The 12,289-nt window shown below is 70.9% G+C and carries 12 protein-coding genes; 3 read left to right on the plus strand and 9 right to left on the minus strand.

The genetic code is table 11. The features are described 5' to 3' along the window. Positions 1-53: 53 nt before the first annotated feature. The 3 genes from pyrF (at position 54) to mscL (ending at position 2,123) form a co-directional block, all read left to right on the plus strand. Positions 54-800: an orotidine-5'-phosphate decarboxylase gene (pyrF, locus tag E6U81_RS05605; protein WP_136228980.1), complete on the plus strand. Its 747-nt coding sequence runs from the start codon at positions 54-56 to the stop codon at positions 798-800. Between the two features lie 126 nt (positions 801-926). After that, entirely contained in the window at positions 927-1,496 is a 570-nt protein-coding gene (locus E6U81_RS05610) for a hypothetical protein (RefSeq protein ID WP_136228981.1), read from the plus strand. Between the two features lie 123 nt (positions 1,497-1,619). After that, complete coding sequence (mscL, locus tag E6U81_RS05615; RefSeq protein ID WP_206309866.1) at positions 1,620-2,123, plus strand: large conductance mechanosensitive channel protein MscL; 504 nt, start codon at positions 1,620-1,622, stop codon at positions 2,121-2,123. 22 nt (positions 2,124-2,145) lie between these two features. On the opposite strand, the gene E6U81_RS05620 is transcribed toward mscL, so the two are convergent. The 9 genes from E6U81_RS05620 to pflB form a co-directional block, all read right to left on the minus strand. After that, positions 2,146-2,358: a hypothetical protein gene (locus tag E6U81_RS05620; protein ID WP_136228982.1), complete on the minus strand. Its 213-nt coding sequence runs from the start codon at positions 2,356-2,358 to the stop codon at positions 2,146-2,148. Positions 2,359-2,395: 37 nt separating this feature from the next. Then, a complete protein-coding gene (locus E6U81_RS05625) occupies positions 2,396-3,829 on the minus strand; it encodes a NarK family nitrate/nitrite MFS transporter (protein ID WP_240803665.1) in 1,434 nt (477 codons plus the stop codon). Between the two features lie 2 nt (positions 3,830-3,831). Further along, on the minus strand, positions 3,832-4,200 hold the full coding sequence (locus E6U81_RS05630; RefSeq protein ID WP_240803666.1) for a hypothetical protein: 369 nt from the start codon (positions 4,198-4,200) through the stop codon (positions 3,832-3,834). Continuing rightward, positions 4,197-4,856 carry a Rieske (2Fe-2S) protein gene (locus E6U81_RS05635; protein WP_136228983.1) on the minus strand — a complete coding sequence of 220 codons (660 nt, stop codon included), beginning with the start codon at positions 4,854-4,856 and terminating at the stop codon, positions 4,197-4,199. Before E6U81_RS05635 ends, E6U81_RS05630 begins: the two co-directional genes overlap by 4 nt. Continuing rightward, positions 4,853-5,452 carry a 4Fe-4S dicluster domain-containing protein gene (locus E6U81_RS05640; RefSeq protein ID WP_136228984.1) on the minus strand — a complete coding sequence of 200 codons (600 nt, stop codon included), beginning with the start codon at positions 5,450-5,452 and terminating at the stop codon, positions 4,853-4,855. Before E6U81_RS05640 ends, E6U81_RS05635 begins: the two co-directional genes overlap by 4 nt. A gap of 6 nt (positions 5,453-5,458) precedes the next feature. Beyond that, a complete protein-coding gene (locus tag E6U81_RS05645; protein WP_206309851.1) occupies positions 5,459-7,789 on the minus strand; it encodes a molybdopterin oxidoreductase family protein in 2,331 nt (776 codons plus the stop codon). After that, positions 7,786-8,922, minus strand: a complete 1,137-nt coding sequence (locus tag E6U81_RS05650) for an MFS transporter (protein ID WP_136228985.1) — start codon at positions 8,920-8,922, stop codon at positions 7,786-7,788. Before E6U81_RS05650 ends, E6U81_RS05645 begins: the two co-directional genes overlap by 4 nt. Before the next feature lie 78 nt (positions 8,923-9,000). Further along, positions 9,001-9,798 (minus strand): pyruvate formate-lyase-activating protein, encoded by a 798-nt coding sequence (gene pflA, locus E6U81_RS05655; RefSeq protein ID WP_136228986.1) that lies wholly within the window; start codon positions 9,796-9,798, stop codon positions 9,001-9,003. Positions 9,799-9,828: 30 nt separating this feature from the next. Continuing rightward, a complete protein-coding gene (gene pflB / locus E6U81_RS05660; RefSeq protein ID WP_136228987.1) occupies positions 9,829-12,099 on the minus strand; it encodes a formate C-acetyltransferase in 2,271 nt (756 codons plus the stop codon). Between the last annotated feature and the right edge of the window lie 190 nt (positions 12,100-12,289).

The following is a 12,289-nucleotide window of genomic DNA, read 5'->3' on the forward strand; positions in this document are numbered from 1 at the left end:
CCGGCAGCGGCCGGCCGTGCCGACCGACCGACCGACCGATCGACAATGACGGCGTGAACAACGACTTCTCCGCCTCTGAGGGCCGGGTCATCGTCGCCCTCGACTTCGCCGACCGCCGCTCGGCCGAGGCGCTCGTGGAGCGTCTCGGCGACGCCTGCGGCTCCTACAAGATCGGTCTGGAGCTGCTGACCGCGGCGGGCCCCGGACTCGCACGGGAACTGGCCGGGCGCGGCCACGAGGTCTTCCTCGACCTGAAGCTCTTCGAGATCCCGAACTCGGTCGCGGGCGCCGTCCGGGCCGCCGGCGCGCTGGGCGCGTCGATGGTCACGGTGCACTCCATGGGCGGTACGGGGATCATGGCGGCGGCGGTGGAGGCGGCGCGGGAGTTCCCGCGGCTGCGGGTGCTCGCGCTGACCGTGGTCACCAGCATGACCGGGAGCGACCTCGCCGACATCGGCGTCGGTGCGGGCCCGGAGGAGCAGGTGGTGCGGCTGGCCCGGCTGGCGGTGGGCGCGGGGTGCGACGGGGTCGTCGCCTCGCCGCAGGAGGCAGGGCCGCTGCGGGCGCTGCTGGGTCCGGAGCCGCTGATCGTGACGCCGGGGGTGACGCCGGGGCCGTTGGAGGGAGGGCTGGGCGGGGTGGGTGGGCACGCGCGGCCGGGGACTGCTGCGGCGGCCTTCGCGGCCGGGGCCTCGCACGTCGTGGTGGGCCGCTCGGTGGCGCGGGCGGCCGATCCGGTGGCCGCGCTGCGGCAGGTCCGGGAGGCCCGTGGGGCGGAGGCTCTTCGCTCGGACGGGTGACGGGGTTTTCCACAGGCTGGGGACCGTCCACAGGCGTGAGCGGGACGGGCGGGGAGGCCGGATCGTGGGGTGTGCCCGGACGGTGGGTCCGGGCACAGGAACTCGATCCGTCTGGTGGTGCTCGCCATGTCCCGTACGTCCGCGGCCTTTTCGTCCGCTCCTGCGACCTGCTCTCCGGCCTCGGCTCCGGCCTCGGCTCCGACCTCCACTCCGGCTTCCTCCACGTGCCCCCCGTCGCGCCCCGTGCCGCCGTTCCCGCCGCTGCGGGTGGGGCGGGGATCGGGGCGGCTGCGCCGGGCCGTGCGGCGCCGGCGGCGGGCCGCCTCGGCCGCCCTGGCCGTCGTCGCGGCGGCGCTGGCCGTGGGAGGGACCGAGGCTCAGGCCTCCCTGGGCGCGCCGCCGCCCGTGGTGAAGCCGCCGCCGGCGGCGGAGCGGATGGTCTCGGCGCCCGTGCGCATCGCGGACGCCGCGACGGTGCGGCTGCTGCGGCCCGGGAACCGGGTCGACGTGGTCGCGGCGGAGCGGGCGCAGCCGCCGAGGGTGGTGGCGGCGGGGGCCAGGGTCGCCGAAGTCCCCGATGCCGACAAGGGCGTTGGGGACGGCGGGGCGCTGGTCGTCCTGTCCGTGCCGCGGGACACCGCCCGGGCCCTGGTGGGGGCGGGCGCGACGGCGCGGCTGGCGGTGACGTTGTGCTGATCCGTACGCACCATCAGTCCATTCACCTCAAAGTGACGGCCGATTGGACACACCTCTCCCGGACTGCCGTAGCTTTCGGAACCGTTGGCTCCGTGTTTGGCTTCCGTGAAGAAGGACGCAGTGATGGGCGAGAAGAAGAAGGAAAGCGTGCTGGCGGGCTTCAAGGCCTTCCTGATGCGCGGCAACGTGGTCGACCTGGCCGTGGCCGTGGTGATCGGCGCCGCGTTCACGAACATCGTGAACTCGGTGGTCAAGGGGATCATCGGCCCGGTGGTGGGCGCGGTGGGCACGAAGAGCCTGGACGGCTACAAGTCCTGCCTGAAGGCCCCCTGCGCCATCGGCCCCGACGGGCAGCCGACCGGTGTCGAGATCCTCTGGGGGTCGGTGCTGAACGCCACGCTGACCTTCGTGATCACCGCGGCGGTCGTGTACTTCCTGATGGTGCTGCCGATGGCGAAGTACCTGGCGCGCCAGGAGGACCGCCGCAAGGCCCGCGAGGGGGTCCAGGAGATCGTCGAGATCACCGAGCTGGAGGTCCTCAAGGAGATCCGGGACCACCTGGTCGCGCAGCGCGCGGGTGGCGGCGGCGGTGTCGGCGGTCAGCCGGGTTCGCGCGACACCTTCTGACCGCGCCGGACGCCCCGGCCGGTCAGATGTGGTGCGGCGGCTTCTCGTCGAGGAAGCGGGCCAGGTCGGCCGGGCTTCCGCCGGTGGGCGGCCGCTCGCCCCAGCCCCGGTCGGTGTCGTCCGACGACTGCTGGTCCAGCGGGTCGTCGAAGACGATCCGCGGCTTCGGTCGGGGCGGCCGGGCCTCGGGCGCGGGGCGCGGGGGCTGCGGGTCGGAGGCGGGGGTGCTGCTCATGCCTCCAGGGTACGGCCGCCCCCGGAGGCGGCCCCGCTCAGCTGGGCGCCTCGGCTCCCTTGCGGGCGTAGAACCACCAGCAGACTGCCAGGCAGGTGGCGTAGAAGCCGATGAACAGCCACAGCGCGCTGGTGACGGCCATGGCCGCGAACATCGCCGGGATGAAGAAGAAGCCGTAGGCGGCGATGGCGGAGGAGAAGCCGGTGACGGCGCCCGCCTCCATCTCGGACTGCTTCAGGGCCGCCGCCTGCGCCTCGGGCCCCTTGCCCTCGGCCTCCCGCATGTGCTGGTCCCGGAAGATCACCGGGATCTGCCGGAAGGTCGAGCCGTTGCCGAGGCCGGAGAAGGCGAAGGCCGCCAGGAAGCCGATGAAGAAGGCCCAGAAGCTGCCCTGGTCCCCGCTGTGCGGAAGCGCGAAGATCACCACCACCAGAGAGGCCGCCATGCCGACGAAGGACAGCAGGGTGACCCTGGCGCCGCCGAACCGGTCGGAGAGCCAGCCGCCGGCCCAGCGCATCAGCGCGCCGATGAAGGGACCGATCCACGCGTAGGTGGTCGCCTGGTAGCCCTGGGACTCGAAGTTGTTCTTGATCAGCAGGGGCAGGCCCGCGGCGAAGCCGATGAAGGATCCAAAGGTGCCGACATAGAGCCAGGTCATCAGCCAGTTGTGCTTGCGCTTGAAGATGATCTTCTGCTGGCTGAAGGGGGCGGCGGCGACCTTGAGGTCGTTCATCAGGAACCAGGCGAGCAGCGCCATGACGACCAGCAGCGGCACCCACAGGAAGGCGCCGTTCTGCAGCCAGATGTCGGTGTCCTCCTTCGCGTCGCGCTGCGGACCGCCCGCCGGGGCGCCGAGCACGGCCGCGGTGACCACCAGTGGGGCGACCAGCTGGACCACGCTCACGCCGAGGTTTCCGAGGCCGCCGTTGAGGCCGTTGGCGCTGCCCTTCTCCCGTTTGGGGAAGAAGAAGCCGATATTGGCCATGGAGGCGGCGAAGTTCGCGCCGCCGATGCCGCAGACGGCCGCGATCAGGGCCAGCTCCCAGTAGGGCGTGCCGTTGTCCTGGAGCGCGAAGCCGAGCCAGAGCATCGGCACGACGAGGATGATCGTGCTGAACGCGGTGAACTTCCGCTCGCCGAAGTTCGGCCCGATGAAGGTGTAGAGGATCCGGAAGGTGCCGCCGGTGATGCCGGGGATCGCGGTCAGCCAGAACAGCTGCGACTGCGTGAAGCCGAAGCCGACGTCGTTCAGTTTGACGACGGTGACCGACCAGACCTGCCAGACCACGAAGCCGAGCATCAGGGCGGGGATGGAGACCCACAGGTTGCGCTGGGCGACCCGTTGGCCGGTGGTCTCCCAGAAGCCGTCGTCCTCGGGCCGCCAGTCGCCGATGGTGGCACCCGGTTTGTAGGTCTCCCGGCGGTGCGAGCGCACCGTGCCGGGGGTGGGTGGGGGCGAGGGTATCGACATGGTCATCGGTCCTTGGGGTCGAGGAGCCACAGTCCGATCACGACGAGGAAGGACAGGACCAGGAATCCCGCACCCCACCAGGCCGTGCCGGTGTTGCCCTCCATCCACTCGTTGACGGTGACGGTCAGCGCCCACAGCTGTCCGACCACGACGGTGAGGGCCAGGAACAGACGGGCGTTCAGCTTCGAGGACCGCTCCGGCTCCTGCTCGGTGCCGGCGCCGGGGCCGGGGCCCGTGTGCCGGATCCGCGGATCTCCGTAGCCGCTGGTGGGGCGGATCTGCGGATAGCGTTCCCGCACGGGCCGGTTGAGCCGCGGCTGGGCGCTGCCGGGCCGGTAGTCCGGGCGCGGGGGGATCCGGTCGCCGCTCATGTCCGTTTCCTCTCGGTCGCCGCGGCCCGGTCGACGCCGGGACAGCCCAGTTGCCGGGCCATCTCGGGGCGGGAGTCGCCGAGCTGCCGGCAGAGGGCCTCCCGGGCCGTCTCCCCGGACCGGGCGGTGGCGATGGCCCACACGCTGCCGTCGGCCTGCTCGGTGAGGAAGATCCTGGGGAGCGGGCGGGGCGGGGGACCCGCTGTCACCTCACCGGTACGGGCATCGAAGACGCCCTCGTGGCAGGGGCAGTACAGCTCTCCGTCGGCGCCCCGGTCCTCGCGCCACAGCACGGCGCAGGCCAGGTGGGTGCAGACGGCGGAGTAGCCCACGAGCGTGCCGTCGGAGAGACGGACGGCGAGGGCCCGGTCCTCGTCCTCGGGGTAGCGGAAGGCCACGGACTCGCCCGGCAACAGCTGGTCGGCGACCCTCTTCGGCGCGGGCATCGACTCGCTGTCGCCGTGCCGGTGCAGGATGCCGGCGGCGACGCCGACACCGCCGATGGCCAGTCCGCCGGAGACGGTGGCGACGATCCGCAGGTAGTCGCGGCGGGTGGTGAGGGAGTCGGCACTGATCCGGTCCCGCAGCCGTTCGGCGGCCTCGTCGCCGTCGGATTCCGGTCCCGGTGCGGGAGGAGGCTGTTCGGTGACGCTCATCGGACGTCGACTCCATTCACCTCGACGACGGGCAGCCCGCCGGGGACGGGCCACTGGACCTTGTCGGCGGGGACGACCATGGCCACCCCGGTGCTGACCACCACGTCGCCGAAGGCGAAGGAGTCGGCGACCTGGACGCCGGGGCGCTCGGCCTGGAGCTCCTCGAGGGTTCCGTAGAAGAGGGCGCCGGTGGGGCAGACGGTGGCGCACATCGGGGCCAGGCCGTAGGCGGTGCGGTCGTAGCAGAGGTTGCACTTCATCTGGAGCTTCGCCTGGAGGTCGATCTTCGGGACGCCGAAGGGGCAGGCGTTGACGCAGTTGGCGCAGCCGATGCAGCGGGTGGTGTCGGCCTGTTGGACCACTCCGTCGGCGGTCACCAGGATCGCGTCGGCGGGGCAGACCTCGGCACAGGGTGCGACCGGGTCCTCGCAGTGCATGCAGACGGTCGGGAGGGAGGCGACGGACACGCCGGCATCGGTGTAGTCCAGGTGGATCATCGACTTGCCGCGGTGGGAGTCGCATTCGCTGCAGGCGGAGACGCAGGCCTGGCAGCCGATGCAGCGACCCGGGTCGATGAAGATCGTGCGGCCCATCATGGCGGGTCAGCTCCTCTCCGCCGTGCCACGGCCCTGCGAGGACGTGGGGGGCAGGGGGTCGGTGCGGGAGACCTGGGCCTGCGGGTAGGCCTCGTGGCCGGGTGCCGTGGGCGGTGCGGGGACCTCGTCGATCTTCTCGGCGGGCTCGATGCGGGCGGCGCAGACCTTGTACTCGGGGATCTTCGACCGGGGGTCGAGGGCGTCGATGGTCAGGGCGTTCGCGGCCGTCGGCACGGGCCAGTGGTACGGAATGAACACGGTGTCCGGGCGGATGGCCTCGGTGACCAGTGCGGGGAAGACCTCGCTGCCGCGGCGGGTGACCACCCGCACCGGGTCGCCGGTGCGGTAGCCGTGCGAGGGGTGGACCTCCACCCAGGGGCGCGGGGTCTGTTCGACGAGGCCGCCCAGGCGGCGGGTCTGGTTGCCGGAGAGGAAGTGCGCGACGGTCCGGCCGGTGGTGAGGGAGAGGGGGTACTCCTCGGTGTAGGGGTCCATCGGCGCGTGCCACTCGACGACCTGCAGGTGGACCTTGCCGTCGGGGTGGTAGGTCCTGCCGCCCTCGAACAGCCGGGGGGTGCCCGGGTGGTCGGTGCTCGGGCAGGGCCACATGATGCCGCCGGTCTCCTCCAGGCGTTCGTAGGTGATGCCGTAGTAGTCGTTGACCGTGCCGGCCGAGGCGACGCGGAGTTCGTCGAAGACCTCGCGGGAGCCGGCGAAGTCGAACTTGTCGCCGGCTCCGAGGCGTTTGGCGAGTTCGCACATGACCCAGGTGTCGGTGCGCACGCCGGCGGGGGGCTCCTGGGCCTTGTTGTGCTTGACGACGCGGGCCTCGGTGTTGGCCATGACGCCCTCGTCCTCGGCCCAGACGGTGACGGGGAAGACCACATGGGCGTTGGTGGCGGTCTCGGAGAGGAAGAAGTCGAACTGCGCGTGGAACTCGAGGGTGTCGTAGCCCTGCTTGACCACGCCGTAGTTGGGGAGGGAGACGAAGGGGTTGTTGCAGATGCCGATCAGGCCGCGGATCTCCCGGCGCTGCATCTGCCAGACCATCTCCATCATGGAGGTTCCGGCGGCGGGGAGTTCGGACTCCTCGATGCCCCAGATCTCACAGATCTGGCGGCGGTGCTCCGGGTTCGTGATGGAGCGGCCGCCGGGGAGGAGGTCGGCCTTCTGGCCGTGCTCGCGGCCGCCCTGGCCGTTGCCCTGGCCGGTGATGGTGCCGTAGCCGGCGCCGGGCCTGCCGAGGTTCCCGGTGGCCACGCACATGTTGATGATGGACAGGCAGTTCTCGACGCCCTGGGAGTGGTGTTCGACCCCGCGGGCGTGGAAGGCCATGGCCTTCTCCGCTCCGCCGAACATCCTGGCCACCTGGACGATCTGCTCGGCGGGGACGCCGCAGATGCCGGCTGCGCGCTCGGGCGGGTAGTCCTGGACGGTCTCCTTGACCTGCTGCCAGCCGGTGGTGTGGGCGGCGAGGTACGCCTCGTCGGTCAGCCCCTCGGCGACGATCACATGGAGCACGGCGTTGAAGAAGGCCGAGTCGGTGCCCGGCTTGAGGGCGACGTGGACGTCGGCGGTGCGGGCGACGGCCGTCTCGCGGGGGTCGACGACGATCAGCGAGGCGCCCCGGTCGCGGGCGCCCCAGAGGTACTGGGTCATCACCGGGAAGCACTCCCCCACGTTCGACCCGGCGATCAGCAGGCAGTCGGTGAGGAGGATGTCGGAGAAGGGGTTGGCGGCCCGGTCGATGCCGAAGGAGAGCTTGTTGGCGCCCGCGGCGCTGACCATGCACAGCCGGCCGTTGTAGTCGACGTGCCGGGTCCCCAGGGCGACCCGGGCGAACTTGCCGACCAGGTAGGTCTTCTCGGAGTAGAGGCTGGCGCCGCCGAGCAGGCCGAAGGCGTCCTTGCCGTGGGCACTCTGGATGCGCCGGACCTCGGAGACCGTGAAGTCGAGCGCCTCCTCCCAGGACACCTCCGCGAAGGTGTCCTCGCGGGAGCGGCGCATCAGCGGCGCGGTCAGCCGGTCGGGGTGGTTGACCTGCTGGTAGGCGTTGATGCCCTTGGGGCACAGCCGCATCCGGTTGATGTCGTGGTTGCGGGGCTCCACGCCGAAGACCTTGCCGCCGGAGTCCACGCGCAGGTACATCCCGCACTGCACGCCGCAGAAGCAGCAGTGGGTGGGGACGAGGGTCTCGCCGTTCTGGTCGGCGTGCCAGCGGTCGGCGGGGATGCCGCCCGCGTCGCGGAAGTTGCGGGTGCCGGGCGGGGCGATGGAGGGGTCGAGCGGGATCGGCGCGGGCCGGGACGCGGACTCCGCAGGGTCGGTCGCGGTCACTTGAAGCCCTTCTTCACTTGGCTCAGGTAGGCATTGCCGCGCAGCACCCGCTTGCAGCGCGGGCAGTATTCGACGAAGGCGTTGTAGTCGAGCTTCAGGTCCTGCATCGTGCCGCGCAGGTTCTCCACGTACGGGGTGGTGTCGATGGGCTCCCCGCAGCGCTTGCACGCGAAGACCTGCTCGTCCTGGCGGGCCGTGTACTTGAACAGCTGCATGCCGACGGCGGCCGGGCGCTGGACGATGTGGAAGAACTTCCCGAAGGGGATGTAGATGAGGGTGAAGACCACCGAGACCATGTGCAGGATGGCCAGGAACTCGTAGCCCCCGCCGTGCAGGAAGATCGACGAGAACGTCAGCAGCAGCCCGGTCACCGAGATCACGATCAGGCAGATCAGCGGCAGCAGGTCGTAGGCGAAGCGCTGGCCGGTGATGGCGCCGCGGTCCTTCATCCGGCGCCACAGGAAGTAGCAGGCGCCGGGGATGACCAGCACGGCGGCGATGTCCAGGCCGTGGAACATGAGCCAGCCCACGATGTTCAGCGCGTTGAAGCCGAGGACCTTGAACCCCCAGATCCGCATCTCGTAGCCGGGGCCCGAACCGCTGTCGGAGGTGAAGGTGAACCAGCCCCAGGTCAGCGGGAAGGTGATGAGTGCGGCCAGGATGCAGCCCCAGAAGATGAGCTGGTGGGCGATCCAGCGGGCGCGTGAGCGGGCGCCGAGGAACTTCTGGAAGCCGAGGTAGGTCGCGATCATCCTCGGCAGCGCCGTGGGCGCCTTGCGGAAGTTGTCGGCGGAGAAGAAGCTGCCGAACCCCTTCCTGAACAGGCGCCGTGCGCCGGGTGCGGAGACCCAGACCGTGTACCGGTAGGCCACGCCGAAGGCCAGGAAGACGGTGGCGACGGCATACGGCAGCAGCGCCGAGTCGAAGTCGCGCAGGAGCCGGCTGCCGAGCACGATCGCGGCGACGAGCAGGAGCGAGACGACCGCGCCGGCCAGGGTGGCGCGCGCGGTCACCGACCGCCGTGCGCCGGGTCCGGGCGGGCTCGGTGCCGGCGGGGTCTCAGCGGCCTCGGCGGCTCCCGGCGTCCCGGGAGGCGGAGGCGGGACGGCGAGGGCTTCTGATGGCTCGGGCACAGCCCCACGCTAGGTGATCTATACAGTTTCAGCCCGTTATGGGGTGTTCAGGGTTAGGCCGAACGGGGTCTGCTGCCGTCATACCGCCGTCAGGCCCCGCGCCTCGAAGACCGCCCTGGCCGCCGCCGTCTGCCCGGCCGTGGGCGCGGGGGTGTCGTGGAGGGTGAAGTCCATGCCCAGCGCCTGCCACTTGCCCTCGCCCAGCTTGTGGAAGGGCAGGACGTCGACCCGGGTGACGTTGCCGAGGGATCCGGCGAAGGCGGCGACGCCGTCGACGTTCTCGGGGGCGTCGGTCAGGCCCGGCACCAGCACGAACCGCAGGTTCACCTCCGTGCCCAGGTCCGCCAGGCGCCGCGCGAAGTCCAGGGTGGGCGCGAGCGGACGGCCGGTGACCTTCCGGTACGTCTCCGGGTCCCAGGACTTGATGTCGAGCAGCACCAGGTCGACGTCGCGCAGCAGCGCGTCGGTGGCCCGCGCGCCGAGGAAGCCGGAGGTGTCCAGGGCGGTGTGCAGGCCCAGCTCGTGCTTCATCCGGTGCAGCAGCTCGCCCGCGAACACGGGCTGGAGCAGGGGCTCGCCGCCGGAGACGGTGGCTCCGCCGCCGGAAGCGGCGATGAACCCGCGGTACTTGGCGGCTTCCGCGATCACGTCGTCGGCCGAGGTGCGCCGGCCGCCGCGCATCCGCCAGGTGTCGGGGTTGTGGCAGTACAGGCAGGTCAGCGGGCAGCCGGCGAGGAAGGTGGTGAAGCGGGTGCCCGGCCCGTCCACACCGGTGGACAGGTCCCAGGAGTGCACCGAGCCCTCGCTGGGCCGCCGGGTCACGGCGGCCGCCGGGGTGGCGGCGCGGCTGGGGTTCGGGCCGAGGAGGACGGTCATGGCGGGCACTCCTGTTCCTGCGGACACGGCCTAGAGCGAGCCGTGGAAGGTGCGGCCCAGCACGTCGAGCTGCTGGTCGCGGGTCAGCCGGACGAAGTTCACCGCGTAGCCGCTGACGCGGATGGTCAGCTGCGGGTACTTCTCCGGGTGCTCCATGGCATCGAGGAGCGTGTCGCGGTTGAGCACGTTCACGTTCATGTGGAAGCCATCGCTGACCATGTAGCCGTCGAGGACGCCCGCCAGGTTCCCGATCCGCTCCTGCGGCGTGCGCCCCAGGCCGTCCGGCGTGACGGTGCTGGTCAGGGAGATGCCGTCCTCGGCGTCCTCGTACGGCAGCTTCGCGACCGACAGGGCCGAGGTGACGTAGCCGTGCGTGTCGCGGCCGTTCATCGGGTTGGCACCCGGCGAGAACGGCTCGCCGGCGCGGCGTCCGTCCGGGGTGTTGCCGGTCTTCTTGCCGTAGACCACGTTCGAGGTGATGGTCAGCACGGACTGGGTGTGCTCGGCGCCGCGGTAGGTCTCGTGCCCGCGCACCTTCCTCATGAACTCCTCGACGAGCCACACCGCGATGTCGTCGGCGCGGTCGTCGTTGTTGCCGTACGCCGGGTACTCGCCCTCCACCCGGTAGTCGACGGCGAGGCCGGTCCCGTCGCGCACCACCGTGACCCTGGCGTGCTTGATCGCGGAGAGCGAGTCGGCGGCGACCGACAGCCCGGCGATGCCGCATGCCATGGTCCGGCGCACGTCGCGGTCGTGGAGCGCCATCTCGATCCGCTCGTAGGCGTATCGGTCGTGCATGTAGTGGATGACGTTCAGGGCGTGGACGTAGGTCGCGGCGAGCCATTCCATCTGCGCGTCGAACTTGGCGAGCACCTCGTCGTAGTCGAGCACCTCGGAGGTGACGGCGCCGGTCTCGGGGCCGACCTGCTCCCCGGACTTCTCGTCGCGGCCGCCGTTGATCGCGTAGAGGAGGGTCTTGGCGAGGTTCACCCGGGCGCCGAAGAACTGCATCTGCTTGCCGACGGGCATCGCCGAGACGCAGCACGCGATGGCGGTGTCGTCCCCGAACCGGGGGCGCATCAGCTCGTCGGACTCGTACTGGACCGAGGAGGTGTCGATCGACACGCGGGCGCAGAACTCCTTGAATCCCCGCGGCAGCCGGGGCGACCAGAAGACCGTCATGTTCGGCTCGGGGGCCGGGCCGAGGTTGTAGAGGGTCTGGAGGTAGCGGAAGGAGGTCCGGGTGACCAGCGGCCGGCCGTCCTCGCCCATCCCGGCGATCGATTCGGTGACCCAGGTCGGGTCGCCGGAGAAGAGCTCGTCGTACTCCGGAGTGCGCAGGAAGCGCACGATGCGGAGTTTGATGATGAAGTCGTCGACGAGCTCCTGGGCCTGCTCCTCGGTCAGGACTCCGGCCTCGATGTCGCGCTGGAGGTAGACGTCGACGAAGGTGGAGGTGCGGCCCAGCGACATGGCGGCGCCGTTCTGCTCCTTCACGGCGGCCAGGTAGGCGAAGTAGAGCCACTGGACGGCCTCTCGGCCCGTGGCCGCCGGCCGGGAGATGTCGTGTCCGTAGGAGGCTGCCATCTGCTTGAGTTCGGCGAGCGCGCGGATCTGCTCGGCGAGCTCCTCGCGCAGCCGGATGGTCTCCTCCAGCGAGCGGTTGCGCGCGGGGAGGGGGTTCAGCTCCTCCTTCTCCTCCTCCTTGAAGGCGATGAGGCGGTCGACGCCGTAGAGGGCCACGCGGCGGTAGTCGCCGATGATGCGGCCGCGCCCGTAGGCATCGGGCAGGCCGGTCACGACGCCGGCCTTGCGGGCGGCGCGGATCTCGGGGGTGTAGGCGTCGAAGACACCGGCGTTGTGGGTCTTGCGGTACTGCGTGAAGACCTTCTCCAGCTCCTCGGAGACCGGGTAGCCGTACGTCTCCAGGGCGCCGGCGACCATCCGCCAGCCGCCGTACGGCATGATCGCCCGCTTGAGCGGGGCGTCGGTCTGCAGGCCGACGATCAGGTCCTTGTCGCGGTCGATCCAGCCGGGGGCGTGCGCGGTGATCGTCGACGGGATGTCGTGCGCGACGTCGAGCACGCCCTTGCGCCGCTCCTCCGGGAACCTGTCCGTGATCGCCTTCCACACGGCGGTGGTGCGCGCGGTGGGGCCGGCGAGGAAGGAGTCGTCGCCCTCGTAGGGGGTGTAGTTCTGCTGGATGAAGTCGCGTACGTCGACGGTGTCGCGCCACAGCCCGCCCTTGAAGCCCTCCCAGGCCCCGCCGTTCCTCGTGGTCTCCGCAGGGGTGGCAGTCATCGTCCGCACCTTCCCATCAGCTTCGTCGCGTGCCTCCATTCCACGCGTTTTGATCGATCATTTGCCGCCGCGTTGGTCCCCTCTTGCGGACCGAAAGTCCTGCGGATTCCGGCGGACGGTCAGGCGAACCCGCCCTGACCTGGGATGTCACTGAGGGCGAAAGCCCTGCGCGCGCTTGTGAATCCATTCA

The organism is Streptomyces sp. A0592, from assembly GCF_004795115.1.
Classification (GTDB): Bacteria; Actinomycetota; Actinomycetes; order Streptomycetales; family Streptomycetaceae; genus Streptomyces; species Streptomyces erythrochromogenes.